This is a genomic window from Luteolibacter pohnpeiensis (genome assembly GCF_016595435.1).
Classification (GTDB): Bacteria; Verrucomicrobiota; Verrucomicrobiia; order Verrucomicrobiales; family Akkermansiaceae; genus Luteolibacter; species Luteolibacter pohnpeiensis.
Genome location: NZ_JAENIJ010000002.1, coordinates 91,743 through 109,779 on the forward strand (window position 1 = coordinate 91,743; position 18,037 = coordinate 109,779).

Genomic DNA, 18,037 nt, shown 5'->3' on the forward strand with positions numbered 1-18,037 from the left:
AGAAGTTACACCATTTTTGGACCTCAAACGAGCGGCAAGTTCGGCGAAATATCAGCATCCAGCCTGGAAGAGGCGCCATCAAGAAATCGCAGCAATCCGGCAAATCCGATCATCGCCGCGTTATCCGTGCAAAGATCCGGGGGCGCCACCGCCAGGCGAATGCCCGCGCGATCGCATGCCTCCTGGAACGCAGCCCGCAACGCGCGATTCATGCTCACTCCGCCTGACAGCGCGATGATTTTGGCCCGACTGCGCCGAGCCGCCTTCATGGTTTTACCCACCAAGGTTTCAATGACTGCCAGCTGGAATGATGCCGCCAGGTCCGCAACCACGGGATTTTGCTCTTTTTGCAGCGTGTAAAGCACCGCCGTTTTGAGGCCGGAAAATGAAAAATCCAGATGCGGATCATGGAGCATTGAGCGCGGGAAATCGAAGGCCGCCGAGCTCCCTTCCTTGGCTACTTTTTCGATCTCGGGTCCGCCGGGATAGGGCAATCCGAGCATTTTACCGACTTTATCGAATGCTTCACCGGCCGCATCATCCCGCGTGCTTCCGAGCTTCTGATATTCCCCCGCTGCCTTCACATCAATCAGCAGGGTGTGTCCGCCGGAAACAATGAGCCCGAGATGGGGCGGCACTTCGGTTTCTAACAAAAAGGGAGAGAGCAAATGGCCTTCCAGGTGATTGACCCCGATGAAAGGCTTGCCCAAGGCGCAGGCCATCGCCTTCGCCGCAGTGCTGCCGATCAAAAGAGATGAGGCGAGACCCGGTCCAGTCGTGGCAGCCAGCGCATCGACCTCGCCGATCGCAATTTCCGCCTCGGCTAGCGCCTGTTCGACCAACGGGCGGAGGTGCAGCGAATGATTGCGTGAAGCAAGTTCCGGGACGACTCCGCCGTGCTCACGATGGAGCTCGATCTGGGACGAAATGACCGATGCGAGCACCTCGGTCGGTTCGCCTTTGGCTCCGCGCAAAACAGCCACCGCTGTTTCGTCACAGGAAGATTCAATTGCCAGGATCAGTGCCACGGAAAGATCGTTGAAGGATTCGGCAGAAACTCACAACAACGAAACTGGCACATCCTCGCCATCTGCGCGCCGTATCGACAAATTCGACTCGCCTGCCCCGCGTTTGAGATAACCGAGCGCGGCCCGTGTCCCATCAAGTGCCATCGGTGAAATGCTGGTGATTTCACCTGCGATACGATCTCCATCGTAGATCGAGAGATCGATCGAATCCGGCACGTCACTTGGGATCGAGAACCGCTGCAGGTTGCGATTCACCTTTCCGGCAGACTTGATCCGGGAGATCACTTCCTGGCCAATGTAGCAGCCTTTCGCGTAAGAAATGTCGGTGGTTTCCAGGTTAGCCTCAGGCGGTAACATCCCAGGTTGCAATTCCTTGCCCCAAGCCGGAACGGCATGGGAAATTCTGAAATCTTCCAACTGATCCATCGGAATCTCATCGATTTCATCCAACCCATGCGCTTCCGCCCCGACCGGCAACCAGCAATCGATGCCACTGGTCCCGAAACGATCTGTAGGGCTCGCCAGCATTCCGGCGGTTTCCTTGGGTTCGCAATCGAGCAAATGGACCAAACATAATTCTGCCGTCCGATCGCGCACCTCGACATCATCCGCGATCAGATAGCGCGTCAGCCTTGCCTCAAGCTCGCCTTCATCGCCGTGCTCACAGGATACCCAGATCGCCTGATTCTCCGCTTCAGCCAGCCAAACCCGGAACTGCAGCTTGCCTTTGGCATCGGTGACGCAGGACGACCAGCTTTTGCCGGAGCCGATCACCTTGCGGACATCCTGAGTCAGTTGCCCGTTCAAAAATCGGATCGCGTCCGGCCCGCTAAACTCTAACAAGGCCTTGGTTGGTATGGCGATTTTACCGCGTAAGCTCACGAATCGGTTAGATAAGGTTTTGCCATAGCCGCGAAATCCAATCCGCCAAGCCCGGAATCGCACAGCGCTTGCATGCGAGTCGAGACCGCTTTGATGCCCGGGGCATCGATGCCTGCCTCGCCTGCCAGATCCAGCGCGTATTTGCTATCCTTGAGCATGTTCTCCAGCGAGAAATGGGTGTCGTAATCACCACTCGCCATCGCCGGCAGCTTCATTCCTGCCAGCACAGAAGCTGAAGCATTTTGGGAAACGGCATCGATGAACGCATCTGCCGCGACTCCGTGTTTCACGGCGACGGCCAATCCTTCCGCCAAGGCTTGAACCGTGCTGGCGGTGATCAAATTGGTAGCAACCTTCACCACGGTTCCAGCACCGACTTTCCCGCAGTGAAGCAAGGATTTTGAGGTGGCCTGGAGATACGGGGTGACTTGCTCGATCAGCGCTTCATCGCCGCCGAGGTAATACACCAACTGCCCACCCGCTGAGGCGTTTTTGCTACCGGTGAAGGGTGAATCGAGAAACTTGCAACCCAGTTCCTGACAACGATTGTCGAGCCAGAGCGTGGTCACCAGATCGATGGTCGCATGATTGATCACGATTTGTCCCGGCTTCAATTCCGGGGCGATTCTGGCAAAAATTTCCCGCACCGTTGGCGCATCTTTCAGATAGATCGAAATGATTTCCGCATCGCGAACCGCCTCTTCCGGGGTAGCGACCTCACCGGGCAGCGCTTTTGGCGTGCGATTCCAGCATGCAACCTCCCAACCGGCGTTTTGCAAACACGCAGACGCGCGTGAACCGATGATTCCTAAACCCAATACCGCTGCTTTTTTCATAACCTCATTGCTGCCGTTGCAAGGCGAGCTCGACCAATTTGGCCGCCTGCTTCCGGATCTCCTTGATCTGCTCTTTCGTTGGTTCGGCATTTTCTCCGATCACCATTTCCGTGCGCAAACCTGCTAAAATGTCGCGCATCGCCAGATAATTGGGCCGCTCCGAAATTCGCGGCTCCAGGCTGGCAACGCTCTCCGTGTAATAATCGGCAATGTCCTCGCGCATCACCTTGCGCGCGCGTTCCGGTGAAAACTGGTTATCGACAGCCACCGTTGACACTTCCAGCGCGCGGATCCAGCCACCGAGGGAAATCAAGTGAGCCAAGTCCGCATCGCGCAGGCTCAGTAGCTCAATCACCACATCGCGTTGAGTTGCAGCCAACTCTTTCTTCAGTTGCTCAACTTCCTGCTTGCGAGCACTTTCCAGCAAACTAGCCGCGTGGCGATTCACCCGGTCTCCCGCTCCGAGAGCCTTGCCATATCGGGTCAAATCCGCGGCAAGATCCTCCACTTTTTCCATTTGGCCGGCTTGCACGACAAGGAATCCATCGGCGATGAGAAATCCGAGTTCCATCGCGAGGTCGGCACGATCAAGCGGCATGCGTGCCGGCATTTTCCGCTCGGTCTCAGCAATGGGCAAGGGCATGAGAAATTGGAGCGTATCAAACAATTTCGCGATGGACGGAGCCGTGAACTCATTGACGGCGGATTCTTCCAGCACATGAGGATCATCCAACAGATCGGCCGGGATTTCCCCCTTCCAATCGACAGCTTCCCCATCCTCCTGAGCATGCGCTGCAAATGACAGGACAACCAATGCGAGAACTCCTGCAATCCAATGTTTCACGAGCGCAGGCTGCCACCGTCTAGCGGATTCGGCAACCGACAAATCGCGGGGAAATGCAGTAGGAAATGGGCAAAATCCGCCACCTCACTTTTGAATTGCCAAGATGCGGAACCTAGGGGAGAGTGTCGTCGTTGGAACGACGGAGGGACATTCCGGTCCGCAACGCGCGGAAAGTCCCGGGGTTCAAGCATCCCGCCCACCTTTGCTAAGCAACGCAGCGCTCAGGTAACGGCATGCCCCCAAAAGATCACGCCACATCGTGCCTTGATCCGTCTCTTAACCACCCGCGAATCCATGGCCCAGCCATATCCCGCGGTTTGGTCCCGCCCATTACCTCCCCAATTCGTAATCTATCCACTCATGGCCGGTCACAACAAGTGGTCCAAGGTCAAACACATCAAAGCACGTGTCGATGCCGTCAAAGGTAGAGTCTTCAGCAAGTGCGCCCACGAGATCGCCCTGGCGGCCCGTGCTGGCGGCGGAGACCCGGCTGCCAATGCCCGGCTACGTTCCGCCATCGATCATGCCAAATCCGTATCCATGCCTAAAGATAACATCGAGCGTGCCATTAAAAAAGGCACCGGCGAGCTCGGCGGCGATGCGATCCAGGAAGTTACTTATGAAGGATATGGCCCAGGCGGCACCGCATTTATTGTCGAAATGGCAACCGATAACCTCAACCGCTCCGCCCAGGATACCCGCACGATTTTTTCGAAAAACGGCGGCAGCATCGGCACGCCTGGCAGCGTTTCCTATCAATTTGATCGCAAGGGAGAAATCCGTATCCCCGCGACCAGCATCTCTGCGGAGAAGCTCATGGATCTTGCGATTGAAGCAGGTGCGGACGACATCCAGAGCGATGACGACGAACACCTCATTTACACCGCGCCTACTGAGCTCGGCAGCGTCGCCAATATCCTGCGCGACCGTGAAATTTCCCTCACCTCTGAAAAACTCGTATCCATCCCACAAACACCCATTTTGATCGATGACCTGATCATCGCCCGCCAAGTCGTGAAAATTTACGACGTTATCGACGACTATCAGGACACTCACAACCTTTTCACCAATTTCGAGATCGCAGAGGAACTTCTCGATCAGATCGATCCATAAACCACTTTCGGATGAGCAAAAACACCAACGAGGAAACCATCTCCCAGGCCACTGTGGATACCGAAACCAAGTCGGCGACAGCACGCAAGACGACCGCGAAAAAAGCCGCTACCAAGAAAGTAGCCGCCAAAAAAACCACGGCGAAAAAAGCAGCTGTCAAAAAAGTCGCGGCAAAGAAAACCGCCACGAAAAAGACTGCCGTAGATCAGGTTGAATTGCCTCTGGACGTAGCCTCCGCTCCGGTAAAACCGGCAGCCGCGAAAAAAACGGCGAGCCCGCGGGCTAGGAAAGCAGCCGCCGTCGCCACCGAAGAATCTCCCGTTTCCGCCCCAGCCCCGGCTGCGAAGGAGGAAACCCGCCCAGCAGAAGCTTCACAATCGGCACCGGCGGCCGATTCCCAAGTTGAGGAATCTCCCCGCCGCTTTGGCCGCGTCCCGGGTGGTGGACCTGTCGGCACCGCTACCCAGAAAGAGCCAAGCTCGAACGATTCTCACGAATCCGGCGTGCAAAACCGCGATACTGCCGATTTACCCCCCAAAGAACGCCACTCCCATTCGCGTGATGGCCAACATGCCGCTGCCGGAAATCACGCTGAGGGCGGAAATGGTGGAGATAGCCGCAGCAAGCGCCGCCGCGAGAAGCGGAAGCGCCGCCGTGATCAAGAGCGCAAAAATCGTAACGATCGAGGCGAACGCAACCCACGTGGTGGCGAAGATTTCCAACAGGAACGCCGCCCGGTGCAACTCGACGGACCCAAGGTCGAAGTCGATGGCATGCTGGAGCTTGCGCCAAAAGGATTCGGTTTCCTGCGTGTGCCGGGTAAAAACTTCGAACAGGCACGCGACGACGTGTTTGTTCCGCCCGATTTCATCCGCAAATACAACCTGCGCTTGGGCCAATGGATCCACGGAATTTCCCAGGAAGGTCCACGCGGTCCTCAGCTGGTGGAAATCACCAGCATCAATGGCATGACCATCGCCGAAGCAGCCAAGTTGCCGCATTTCGACGAACTGAAAGCGATCAACCCGAACAAGCGCATCAGTTTCGAAACGACTTCCGATCGCTTCACAACCCGGGTTGTCGACCTGATGGCTCCCGTCGGTCGCGGCCAGCGCGGCTTGATTGTATCCCCTCCTCGTTCCGGCAAAACCACCTTGCTGCTGCACATGGCGGAAGCCATCCGGGAAAAATACGACGAGCAGATGCACCTGATGATCATTCTGGTCGATGAGCGCCCGGAGGAAGTCACCGAGTTTCGCCGTGCACTTCCCGGTGCGGAAATTTTCGCCAGCTCCAACGACGAAGGTGCCCGCAGCCATTGCCGCATCGCGGAACTTGCCATCGAACGAGCCAAGCGCCTGGTCGAGGCCGGTCAGGATGTCTTTGTGCTGATGGACTCGATCACCCGCCTTGCCCGCGCCTACAATGGCAACATGAACCATCGTGGCCGGGGCACCGGTACCGGCGGTCTCACCATCGGCTCGCTGGAAGTTCCACGCCGCCTGTTCGCTGCCGCCCGCAACACGCGTGGTGGAGGTTCGTTGACGATCCTCGCGACGGCTTTGATCCAGACCAACTCGCGGGCGGACGAAGCGATCTACATGGAATTCAAAGGCACCGGCAACATGGAGCTCGTGCTCGATCGCAAAATCGCGGAAAACTACATCTATCCTGCCGTGGACATCTTCAAATCGGGAACCCGGCGCGAAGAACTTCTGCTGCCGGACCACATGCTGCACAAAATCCACCTCATCCGCCGTGGACTCGCCGGTCACCGGCCAGCGGAAGCGATGGAACGCCTGCTCTATTTCCTGAAGAAATTTCCGAATAATCCTCAGATGCTTCTTGAGATAAAAGGGTGATCATTCCCCATGCGACAGGAGCAACAGGAAATCGAAGTCGAGGTCGTGGAGATCGATGGCGTAGCCACCGCTCCACCTGCCAAAGGCTATTCCGATCCCCATCACGACCCATATTCCACGGGAACTTCCGGAGGATGGGCGTGGCAGGATTGGCAAAAATGGCCCGGCCGGGTCCGTCAGCTCGACATGCGCTGGTGGCCGCTCTGGCTGTTTCTCGGCATCATTGCCCTATTTCTGCTCGTCACCATCGGCCTGGTCGCGGCGGCGATTTTTCTTCTGATCAAAATCGCCCAAATCATCTTCCGCGGACTTTCCCGCTGAAGTGGCTTCAGTTTACGATCACTGCTCGACTTGATCCAAAAGTTCTTCGAGCAGAGACACCTCTGAAGGTAAGTTATCCTCTGTCAGGCACGTCATGCTGCGATTGCTCTCCAATCTGAATCCGCCAACCAGATCAGAATTCGATATCAATTTATTCGGAATTTCTCAGTTAAACTTCGTCGGCAGTGACGGGTTCTGCTCGTGCTGCCAGGCGGTCTGCAACTGAGCTGCACCGGTGCGATGCGTGTCCAATGGCGGCAATTGGTCGATTGGAAAAAAATCGATTTCACTGCTCTCGATGCTCGTCGTCGCCTCGCCGCCGATGAGGTCACAGAGGATGTAGATTTTGTAAATCGTGTGGGCATTCCTGGGGTAGCCAGCTCGATCCCGATCCACCACCGACGAAATCATGCGCGCCTTCACGATGAAACCGGTTTCCTCCAGGCACTCGCGTTCGACATTTTCGGCCGGAGAGGCATTCACATCTGCCCATCCTCCGGGCAGGGTCCAGAGCCCGGAGGAAACTTCCTTGATCATCAGTACCGAATTTCCGCGGAACACGACGGCTCTTACATCCACCTTCGGCGTCTCGTAGCCGAGTTCATCCGGCCAGGTGAAATCGGGCGAATAATCGGGGATCTGCAGGAGTTCACCGGCCATTTCCCGCAGCCTCTGGTAGCGCTCCAGATCGAATGGATCTTTCGCATACGTCAATCCAACCTGCGCGATCGACGCAAGCTCCCGAGAAAATTCCAACAAGTCCGCCACGCCCCACGTTTGCATACGATTGTCTGAATCTCACGCATCAAATGATCGATTCAATGTATTCCTGATGAAGAAATCCGATTGCCCTACCAGCATTGTGGCCTCATCTTGATAGCCCCATGGATATTGGTGACGAAGCTGCAAGCAACCGATGTGAGGTCAATCTGGAACGGCTCAACCTTGCGCTGCGAGCGTCGAACGAAGGCATCTGGGACTGGCAAACTGCGGAGGCGGACATTTACTACTCTCATCGTATTCTTGAGTTTTTCGGCTGTGAAGCCGGGCAGGCACCGAATCTTTTCCTCCCGCCTTTTGAGTCGATCCATCCGGACGATCGGGTTCGCTTTGAGCAAACTCTGGCCCGTGCTCTAGCTCCTGGCGGGCCGGATACCCTGGCGATCGATGCCCAAGTGCAGGCGGGATCAGGCGTTCACCTTTGGCTGCGCATCCGCGGCACCGTGCTGCGCGATGAAGCGGGAAACGCAACCCGCATCGCCGGCTCGATGATCGATATCAGCAGGCGTAAATTCGCTGAGTCGCAGCTTGAAGAAGAGCGGTTTTTGTTACGGCAGTTGATCGATAACGTGCCGCTGCAGATTTATTTCAAAAACCTCGAATCGCGCTTCACTCTGACCAACAAGCGCATGGCGGAATGGATGGGCCTGGAAAAACCAGAGGACATGCTGGGCAAGCACGATCGGGATTTTTTCGAAGACGACCATTCACGCGCTGCCGAAGATGATGAGCGCAACATTGTCGAAACCCGCCAACCCATTGTTGGAAAGCTCGAACACGAAACCTGGCACGAGGGCGAAGAAACCTGGGTCACCAGTTCCAAATTTCCATGGCTGGATCGCAATGGCAACATCCGCGGAACCTTCGGGGTTTCGGGTGATGTCACCGAGCTGGTGCGCACGCGGCAGGAAGCTGTCGTCCTGGCCGGAGAGCTGCAAAAGCGAAACGAGGCCTACGAAGAAGAACTCCACCTCGCCCGGGAAGTGCAACAAGCGCTGGCCAGCAGTGGCTTTCCCAAAGTTTCCGGGCCGGAAGGCGATGCTCTGCATTTCAGTTCCCGTTACATCCCGATCTCGGGATTGGCTGGCGATTTCTTCGAGGTGATCCCGATTTCCGATCACGAAGCGGGAATGTTGATTTGCGATGTGATGGGCCACGGGGTGCGTGCCGCGCTGATCGTGGCGATGCTGCGTGGATTGTTAGAAAAGCAGCGTGCCCAGGCGGCCGATCCCAGCCAGTTTCTGAAAGGCCTGAATGACGGACTCTCCGCCATTCTGGATCGGGCCGGTGCTTCGATGTTCGCAACCGCATTTTATGCCGTGGTGAACCTCAAGACCGACACCTTGAAATACGCCTGCGCCGGCCATCCCGGCCCGGTGGCGGCAGGATCTAACGGAGTCTATCAACTCGCCTTCGATCGCTCGGAGCGAGGACCAGGACTCGGCTTGATCAAAGGCGCTGCATATCCTTCTAACAAAGCCAAATTGGCTGAGATTGATCGCATCATCCTCTTCACCGATGGCGTGCTGGAAGCGGAGAATCAGGTGGGTGAACCGTTTTTCGAAAATCGCCTGATGGAACTCATCAGTGAAGGAACCGGCCAGACGTTGGATGAAATGTTGGACGGCATCCTCTCCACGGTGCTGGCGTTTTCCGAAGGCAAGCGCTTCGACGACGATGTGTGCCTGCTCGCCGTCGAAATGGTCCGCAAGCCGCAGCCTCAGTCGAGCAGATCCGCGTAGTTCGCCTTCGCCAGATCGAGTGAAAGGTCCAGGATGACCTGGCTGTTCCCTTTGGTCAGCGCCAGATTCGCCATTTCCTCGCACTCGACGTGATTGAGCGAACGAATCGCCTGACCCACACGCGGCACTTGCAACGGGCCTACCGAAAGTTCTTCAACGCCAAGCCCGATCAGCAGCGGAGTGAGTCGCACATCGCCGGCGATTTCGCCGCAAACGCCGGTCCAGATGCCGTTGTCGTTGGCCGCTTCGATCGTCCGCTTGATCAAGCGAATCACCGCCGGATGGGTCGGCCGATAAAGCTCCGCAACGTGCGGATTCACCCGGTCTGCGGCGACCGTGTATTGGATCAAGTCGTTGGTGCCGATCGAGAAGAAATCGACTTCAGGAGCCAGCAAATCCGCACAAACTGCGGCGGATGGCACTTCAATCATGATCCCCATTGGCAACTTGGGATCAAAAGGCACGCCTTCCTCGTGCAGTTCATCCATGCAGCGCTTGAGCATTTCCCGCCCCTTGCGGACTTCCGAAAGGCCGGAAATCAGTGGAAACATCACGGAAACCTTGCCCTTGCCGCTGGCTCGCAAAATCGCCCGCAACTGATCGCGGAACATGTCCGGCCTGGCCAGCGAGACCCGGATTCCACGCCATCCGAGGAATGGGTTCGGCTCCGGATCGGTCAATGGCTCGACCGGCAGTTTGTCGCCACCCGCGTCTAAAGTCCGGATGATCACCGGATGCGGTGCCATCGTCTCGGCAATGCGGGAATAAACGTCCGCTTGCTCGCTTTCCCCCGGCATTTCCTCGCCGTTGAGCAAAAGGAATTCGGTCCGATAAAGTCCGATGCCCTTCGCTCCGCAGCTTTTGACCAGTGAAAGCTCATCGACCAGTTCGATGTTGGCGGAAACCGTCAACTCACGGCCATCGATTGTTTTCGTGGCCACTTCGCGCATGGCGTCCAGTGCCGAACGGACCTTTTCCTTCCGCTCGCTCAGCTCGCGGTAGTGCTCTTGAGTTTCCGCACTGGGGTAAAGGATCAGCTTGCCGGTGTAACCATCTAGAATCGCCGGAGCGAGAGTCTTGATGTCGATCACCGCACCGTCCAGGCCCACCACTGCCGGGATTCCAAGCGCCCGGGCCAGAATCGCGGTGTGCGAGTTCACACTCCCCTGCTCGGTCGCGAATCCCATGACATGCCGCCGGTTCATCGACGCCGTATCGGATGGGGAAAGATCGTAGGCGACCAGGATATGGCGTCCATCGGGAACCAGCTGGCGGATGTCCTCACCCAGCTTGAAATTTCTCAGCACCCGCTGCGAAACGTCCTCAATATCCGCAGTTCTTTCTCGCAAATAGGGATCGGGAATCCGGCGCATCGCCTCCAGGAAATTCTGCATCACCGCGTAGAACGCAAATTCCGCGTTCTGTTGCCGGGAACTGATCGCATCCGTCACCCGGTCGACCACCGCACGATCTTCCAACAGCATGATGTGCGCTTCGAAAATCGCCTGCTCATCATTGCCGGCCAGGACTTCCAGTCGGTTGCGCAACTCAGTGAGCTGCTTTTTGGTGACGTCGATCGCTTCCTCGAACCGCTGCTGTTCGCTGGCGATTTCTGAAGCCGAGATTTCATAGACCTCAGGGGCAGAAAACCCGCGGGCCATTACATGGATTAAGGAAAAAGCGATCCCCGGAGACGCGGGAATCCCTTCATAAACGATTTCCGGTTCAAAGTCGCTTTTCGGCATATCCTCGACACAGCGTGATTCCTCAATGCCCCTTGGATCAAGGCGCAATTTTATCCGGGCGTCCTACGCCCCATCAAATCAACGATTCAGAAGTGGATTTCCGCTCAATCCTCTTCAAATTTCCGGCTGATCAGGTCACCGATCGCCTCGAGAGCGGCATCTGCGTCTGATCCTTCGGCGTTCACCGAGATCACAGAGCCGTGACCAGCTGCCAGCATCATCAGTCCCATGATGCTCTTGCCGTCCACTTCCTCACCGTCCTTTTCGACGTAAATGTCTGCCTGGAAACGGTTTGCAGTTTTAACAAATTGAGCAGCAGGCCGGGCATGAATGCCGAGCTTGTTGAGGATGGTGAAGTCTTTCTTTGCCATGGGATGGGGCTCACGCCGCCGGGAATCTAGTAAGGACCCACGGCGCATCCAAGGTAAAAGTTCGGCCAGCAGATGGAAACCCTCACTCGCCGACCTTTAAACGGATGTCATCGGAGTTCGCCCGCAGCTCCGGCGCATACATGCCCTCCGCCATCGCGGGGAGTGCTTTGTAGGTGCCTGGGGCTTCGGCCCGCAGTTGGTAGCGAAGCGTGTGTTTTCCCCGTGGTAGCGAGCGGATGTAGAAATTCACGCTTTCGTTCCGCGGTTCCATGTAGGCGTTCAGGGTGCTGCCAGGAACGTATCCGCTGAGGGCTTCCAACGGCTCAAAACCGGCGGCTTTCGCATCGGAAAACAGCAAATATTCGTAGTCGTTTTTGCTCTCCAGGATCAATTCGACCTCAATACGGTCGCCCGATTTGACGGAATCGCCATCTTTCAGGACTTCGCGGCGGAACCGTTGCTCAAGCTGATGCGTCACCAATCCGGTCGAATCCGGCGTTTCGGTTTCTTTTTCGAGCGGAATCAGCCTCGAAACGCGGCGCTGGACTTTCACCTCCAGGCCCGTGGCCTTGAGCTGATCTTCCATGGTGAAAACCTGGAGATAGGCATTTGCATAGAGCGTGCCCTTGCCACTGCGGCGCAATTCGATCTGATGCTTCCCGCCAGGGACCTGCTCACCGGAAAGAACGATGGTGCCATCGAAATCGAAAAGATTGTCGCGGTTGATTTCGACCGTTCTCAGCGAATTCCCATCGACCAGAACTTCCACCTTCATCTCAGGTGCGCCCTCGCCGCTGGCAGTGAAGTAATCCGCAATCGCCTCCACAGCAAACGCCGTATCGCGGGTCGATTTCCAGGCCGATCCCTGGCGGCGATTGTTCACCAGATACTTCGCCACTCCACGCGCCACGGAGTCCTTGGGTTTCACCGCGGCCAGCAATTTCAGATACCAGGCGTTTGCTTCCACTTCACTGCCATACCAATACCACCAGTAGGTTTGGTTGTTCAGATCAAGGTAGGCAGTCTGATTTTCAGCGTCCTGTTTTAGGAATTGGGAGACCACCTCAAGCATTTCATCACGTCTCGCCACATCCCCCATGCGATTTTGCTCCAGCCCAAGCAAACACTGGGCGTAAACCGGCAAGTCCAGCCGGTCGCGATACAGAAATGCCGCCATCGGCTCGGAATTCCTCAATGCCTGCCCCAAAACGTATCGCACGAAAGCGTCAACGGCATCACAGCGCACTTTCTCGCGCAGATTCTTGTTCGGCACTTTTTTCCCGGCAGCTCTCAGCGCCTGATTCTCCACGTAACGCTGCAGCGCTTCCGCTTCGTGACGCTCGTAGGCGATCAGCCAGCCAATCGCGGGATCAAGCATGGTCGATGGAATATCCACTCCAGCCTGATTCGCCGCCAACAAGCCATGAACGATCAGTGCCGTGGTGTGTGGGTAAGAATGCTCGCCGTAGCCGGAAAACCAACCCCAGCCGCCATCGGCATTTTGCATCCCTGCCAGTCGGTCAAGCCCCGTGCTGATCATGCGATCCAGCTCCGCTTCATCAAACACTGGATTGCGTTGCCACTGCTGCCATTCCTTTTCCCGACCGGAACCCAGTTGCTGGGGATTCAAATTGATCCGTTTCGCACGGATTTCCGCCAGATTCACGCCCATTTCCGTCAGCATTTTGCGGGCGATCGCTGCTGGCACGAAACGATTCAACGTTTGCTCAGTGCAGCCGTGAGGATAGTCCGCCAGGTAAGGAATCGCATCCACCACCGCTCCGGCAACCGTCGGCGAAAAACGGATCGTCAGCTTCGATTCCTCCGGCCGACGCTTGTCCGGGACTTCGAAGTCGATGGCGGCCGATTCCTGATCCTCGGTGACCACGCGGCTCCACGCTTCCTGTTTCGAGATGCCATGGACCAGCACCGGAAGCTGGCGCTCCACCGCATCGCCATCGTCGTCTGCAGTCACTTTCATGCGCAGCGTCGCTTCACCGGCGTGGAGTGCTTTCACTTTCCAATCGACGCGTTTTTCCGACATCGCCGCCATTTCCACCGTTGGACTTTCTCCACTGACCAGTTCCAGCGCTTCACCATCGAGTTCGAGAGAAACCGTCACCGATTTTGCTTCAGAGTGATCGTTGTGAACCACCGCACTCAGCACCGCTTCATCTCCTTCTACGAGAAACCGTGGCGCTTGCAGTCGGACCAGCAGTTCCTTCGACGTGATGATTTCCGCAGTGCCCTCGCCAACTTGTGTACCATCTGCCATCGCCCAGACCCGGGCCTTCCAGGTGGTCAAATTATCGGGGAATTCCAAGGGGATCTCGGCTTGGCCATTTTCGTCGGTTTCGATTTCACCAGACCATTTCAGCAAATCCGCAAAGTCCTTGCGGACGTGGATCTCAGGCGCAGCAGCCATTTCAGCTCCTTTAGCCATCGCACCACCTCTGGCCATCATCGGTGTGGCAGGGGATGCAGCAAAAGGGTCAGCATCAGACTCTGCAAATTCATAACGTTGCCTACCGTAAAGGCTTCGCGACTGCGTCCGTATCCCGGCATCTGCGTAATAACCCAAATGCACCATTTCTTCTGAACCATCCCGGACCAAATTCCCGGAAGCGATCGGAATGGAGTCTGGAATCGAATAACCATAAAACTCGTTTTTCCAACCCCAGAAATTCTCATTGATCGGCCCGACGTTGGAGCCTCCGGCAATGGCTTCCAGTGCTTTATCGTAAATGGTCAGAGCGGCCTTCCCGCGAATCGGATTTCCCGCAGCATCCTTGAGCGTCAGCTTGATCGAGGAATGCGCCTGGGGTTGCACCCGGTTTGCAGCTGGCTCCAGAGAGACATCGATCAGCTTGCTAACAGGTGGTAGCAGCACCTCGCGCTCGGTCGAATGCACCTCCCCGTTGAACACGGTCACCGCTTCGATGAACATGTTGGGCATGTCGCGTGCGTCCAAGGGAACCGGCACTTCAAGGCTTTTGCCGTCCAGTTTCACCAGCTTCGCCTCGCGACCACTGTTTCCCGCCATGTGAATGAAAAGCCAGACGCTTGCATCCGCGTGATCGCTATTCACCCGGAGTTTCAGGGTCTCTCCCGGCGCATAGGTTTGCTTATCGGTCAGCAACTCGATGTCACCGAACTTCCAATGCTCCGTGTCGGGAGCGCCGGAGCCATACACATTCAAAATCGCCCCGCCTTCCGTGACTTCACCGCCATCAAGCGAGAGCTTTGCGGAAAGCCGGTATTGTCCCGCAGCAGGTGCCTGGAATTTCTGCTCGATCTTGCCTTCGGCGTTCGTTTCCACCGGCCAGGAGGAAACTTCAGTTTCCTCGACTCGGCCATCGTCTCCGATATTCAGCTTGAGCAGGGCCAGGGTTCCCTTCGCACCAACCACCGGTTTCCCCGCCAAGGTAGCAGCGGAGATTTGCGCGACAACATCGTCACCTGGAGCGCTAAATCCACGCTCGGTCCAGACCACGACTTCGAATGGTTTTCGCGCTGCGATCACCTCCCCCGTGCCAGATTCCTCGCGTCTTGAAGCGTCCACCACTCGCGCCTCGATCACGTATTTCGCGTCCATGTCGCCATGGGCCTGCAGCGCCGCTGCGGTATCCACCACCACTTCAACGGTACCATCTGGCCCGATTTCCGTGGTCTTTTGCAGCACCAACTCATCCGGCGTCCAACGGCCCCGATTTTGCCATGGCGGTGATGGTGGGAAGCAACGCCAGGAAGCCCAGGACGGGTGCCAGCTTGCGACCGCCTGAGGCCACCAGGCACCGGGTCCGTAAAGCCAATCCCATCTTGAAAGCGGGAACCAACGTTCGCCGAGCGATTTTCGTTTCACCGTGATCTCGACCCGCGCATTTCGCACCGGAGCACCATGGAAATAAGTCGCTTTGACCTTGGCGGTAAAAGTTTCGCCCAATTTCACCGGGGCATCTGGTGCCTCAACGGTCACCTCATACTCCGGCTTCCGATACTCCTCGACCCGGAAGGACATCGACGTCGAAATCTTGTCGACGATCTCGAATCTCGCACGCCATTCCCCCAGTGCCGCATCCCTGGGGATCACCGTCTCCGCCTCGACAGTTCCCATTGCATCGGTCTTCAGTTTTTCGAGTTTTACCGATTCGTCACCGCGTCCATTGTAAAGGGTTAGGGTCCCTTCCAAGTTGGCATATTTGCCATCCTCCGGATTGAAATAACCGACATTCCTTAGATAAAATTTCAAATGCACCGTATCCCCCGGCTGATAGAGCGGCCGGTCTGAAATCCCATAGCTGATGTCACGATTGCCATTCTCGAACCCAGACTCGCCGAGATAGTAGTTCAGGAAACCGGAATACGCCGACTTCCGCCCCTCGCTTTTCGCAACCGTCATCCATTGATAGTCACGGTCCCAATCGCCGCCATTTAGCAGCACCTTACCTTCCGCATCGGCAACGCGGGAAAATTCCTTCACCAGGACATTCATTTTACGCCCCTGTGGCTCAGGCTTATTGACCGGCACGGTGCGAAAGCCGAAAAACTCAAATTCAGCCCCAGCGACAGGCTCGCCCGTTGCAGCATCGACGGCCCACCACTGTTTTTTACCATCCACATCCTTGTGCATCACGACCGTATCGACGATCCAGACCAAGGTGTTGAAAGGATGGCCATCGGCAGTTTCCGCAGTGATCCACCAAGCACCGGAATCCTCGACCGGAACTTCCAGCTCCACGTAAGTTTCCCGATGATCCGGAAGAGGCTTCAGGCTCTCATCCCATGACTTCGCGACCTCGCCAATGTATTTGGACTCGTTATCATGAATCAATCGATTGGCCACGTTCGCGATGTTGATCATTTGATAATCGATCCCATTGGGATTCGACTTCAGATAACTCACCGCATCTTTCAGAACGCTTTCCACATCCACCGGAGCAGCGGTCAACTTCAGCTCACGAGCATTCCGGAATACCAAAGGGAGCTTCACTTTGGAACCATGCGCCACGGATTCTGCACGATTGAACTGACCCCAGTCTCCGGTGATCTGCTCTAACAATTTCTTCCGCGAATCCTCCGGCCCCGGGCCATGTTTGGAAATGACCTGCTCCAGGCATTCTTCCGCCTTCTTCAATTGCAGGCGATCCAAGTAAACGGAAACCAGCGCGTCACCAGCATCCCCGCCCAATCCCTTATCGTCCAAAATCGACCGATAGAGCGCGATAAAATGATAGTCCGCAGACAATTTGAAGCGCTTCACGCCATCCGATGTCTCCGCCAGGCATTCATCATCGGCGAGAGTCTCGACTTCCAGAATGCTTTTCGCCTGCTCCGGATCCTGCCAGCCCCATCGCTGATAAGAATTGAGACTTCTAATGCTGAATTCTTGCTGCAACTTCCGCGCCCGGATCATGATGACGCGCGCCTTGTTATTTTCATCCAGCTTCACCTGCTGATCCAATGCAAACCGCAATCTCTCGCCATCGTTCTTGGCTGCGTCCCAGCTTTCCGGAATCTGATAGAGGACCGGCTTGCCATCTTTCCACGGCGCCCCCTCAGTCCCTCCGTTCGGTCCGGGTTCACTCCATTCCGGTAGTGCATCCAGCGGCGTCAAGGTTTGCAACTTCCAGTCGTCCCGCTCCCCGATCAGTCCTTCGACATCTTGCCAAATATCGACCTTATCCTGAACCTCAACCGCCTTGGACTGTGCCAGCATCACCAACTGAAGGGAGCGAACGAAATCGCGGTAGTCGGTAAAAACGGTCTCCCCGGCATTTGCCACCGGATCCGCACCAGGCGCTGCCCGACGGATCGCATAGCCAGCGGAGGCATCTCGTTCAAACTCACCCGCGATGAGCCTGCCACGATGTGGAGCCCTCCAATATCCAGCAGCAGCCTCAGCCAGTAGCTTCGGGTTTTCCGCATGCGACGCTACGGCATTTTCTACCAAACCATCGAACTCGGCCCACTCGCGTAAATTGCGCAATGCATCCACCGCATCACGCAGGTCCTCACCCGATTTGTCATCATTGATGGCCGAAAGTTGCTCACGATAAAGCGTTACCACATCGCGCCAAAGACCGCGTTTCATCAAGTCCTGACGCTGCTCACGCAACTCAGCCGAGGGCTGCGCCATTGCCAGGAAAGAACACCAATAGGTCAAAACACAAAGCCAAACGGAAAATCTCATCACGCTACTATGACACCCAAACCGCTAATTTCTTGGAAGATTTATTTCTTTTCTTCGGTGCCTTTTCGCAAATAACGATGATTCCTAATCGCTAGGCAGAAAAGCCCCAAGCAACTGGGCAAAATCTCGGAATCCATGTCCCATGAATGTTGCTGCACTCACGGAAAATGACATGGCTGAAATCGTGTTCCTGCCCATGCGTTGATTGAGCCGTATCAATCGGCCCAAGCAACGGGATCAGCCATAGCCACCGGTGGAACCGCTTGCCAGGTTCGATAGCCAAATTGGAGAGGTCAGCAATTCGTTCTTCTGTCACCTACGAT

At 56.3% G+C, this 18,037-nt stretch carries 12 protein-coding genes; 4 read left to right on the top strand and 8 right to left on the bottom strand.

What is annotated here, in order from left to right:
* Nucleotides 1-23: 23 nt before the first annotated feature.
* Genes tsaD through JIN85_RS01580 form a run of 4 tightly spaced genes read right to left on the bottom strand, consistent with a single transcriptional unit; the run spans nt 24 to nt 3,590 of the window.
* Nucleotides 24-1,028: a tRNA (adenosine(37)-N6)-threonylcarbamoyltransferase complex transferase subunit TsaD gene (gene tsaD / locus JIN85_RS01565; RefSeq protein ID WP_200266930.1), complete on the bottom strand. Its 1,005-nt coding sequence runs from the start codon at nt 1,026-1,028 to the stop codon at nt 24-26.
* Between the two features lie 30 nt (nt 1,029-1,058).
* Entirely contained in the window at nt 1,059-1,910 is an 852-nt protein-coding gene (gene ygfZ, locus JIN85_RS21850) for a CAF17-like 4Fe-4S cluster assembly/insertion protein YgfZ (RefSeq protein ID WP_200266932.1), read from the bottom strand.
* Entirely contained in the window at nt 1,907-2,746 is an 840-nt protein-coding gene (locus JIN85_RS01575) for an NAD(P)-dependent oxidoreductase (RefSeq protein WP_200266934.1), read from the bottom strand. Before JIN85_RS01575 ends, ygfZ begins: the two co-directional genes overlap by 4 nt.
* 4 nt (nt 2,747-2,750) lie before the next feature.
* Nucleotides 2,751-3,590, bottom strand: a complete 840-nt coding sequence (locus tag JIN85_RS01580; RefSeq protein ID WP_200266936.1) for a hypothetical protein — start codon at nt 3,588-3,590, stop codon at nt 2,751-2,753.
* A gap of 294 nt (nt 3,591-3,884) precedes the next feature.
* Here JIN85_RS01580 and JIN85_RS01585 point away from each other — a divergent pair, with 294 nt between their 5' ends.
* From JIN85_RS01585 to JIN85_RS01595, 3 genes are read left to right on the top strand one after another with little or no spacing between them, the layout of a single operon-like run.
* The gene (locus JIN85_RS01585; protein WP_234047170.1) at nt 3,885-4,703 is read left to right on the top strand and encodes a YebC/PmpR family DNA-binding transcriptional regulator; all 819 of its coding nucleotides are present in this window, start codon (nt 3,885-3,887) and stop codon (nt 4,701-4,703) included.
* An 11-nt stretch (nt 4,704-4,714) separates the two neighbouring features.
* Complete coding sequence (gene rho, locus JIN85_RS01590) at nt 4,715-6,565, top strand: transcription termination factor Rho (RefSeq protein WP_200266938.1); 1,851 nt, start codon at nt 4,715-4,717, stop codon at nt 6,563-6,565.
* A 9-nt stretch (nt 6,566-6,574) separates the two neighbouring features.
* A complete protein-coding gene (locus tag JIN85_RS01595) occupies nt 6,575-6,886 on the top strand; it encodes a hypothetical protein (RefSeq protein ID WP_200266940.1) in 312 nt (103 codons plus the stop codon).
* Between the two features lie 165 nt (nt 6,887-7,051).
* Here the strand turns inward: JIN85_RS01595 and JIN85_RS01600 are convergent, their stop codons facing one another.
* Entirely contained in the window at nt 7,052-7,669 is a 618-nt protein-coding gene (locus tag JIN85_RS01600) for an NUDIX hydrolase (protein WP_200266944.1), read from the bottom strand.
* A gap of 101 nt (nt 7,670-7,770) precedes the next feature.
* Here JIN85_RS01600 and JIN85_RS01605 point away from each other — a divergent pair, with 101 nt between their 5' ends.
* Entirely contained in the window at nt 7,771-9,408 is a 1,638-nt protein-coding gene (locus JIN85_RS01605; protein WP_200266946.1) for a SpoIIE family protein phosphatase, read from the top strand.
* Here the strand turns inward: JIN85_RS01605 and ptsP are convergent.
* The 3 genes from ptsP to JIN85_RS01620 form a co-directional block, all read right to left on the bottom strand.
* Nucleotides 9,387-11,153, bottom strand: coding sequence for a phosphoenolpyruvate--protein phosphotransferase (gene ptsP / locus JIN85_RS01610; protein WP_200266948.1), 1,767 nt, complete (start codon nt 11,151-11,153; stop codon nt 9,387-9,389). The genes JIN85_RS01605 and ptsP overlap by 22 nt on opposite strands.
* 104 nt (nt 11,154-11,257) lie before the next feature.
* Nucleotides 11,258-11,524, bottom strand: a complete 267-nt coding sequence (locus tag JIN85_RS01615) for an HPr family phosphocarrier protein (protein ID WP_200266950.1) — start codon at nt 11,522-11,524, stop codon at nt 11,258-11,260.
* 82 nt (nt 11,525-11,606) lie between these two features.
* Nucleotides 11,607-17,660, bottom strand: a complete 6,054-nt coding sequence (locus JIN85_RS01620; protein WP_200266952.1) for an alpha-2-macroglobulin family protein — start codon at nt 17,658-17,660, stop codon at nt 11,607-11,609.
* Between the last annotated feature and the right edge of the window lie 377 nt (nt 17,661-18,037).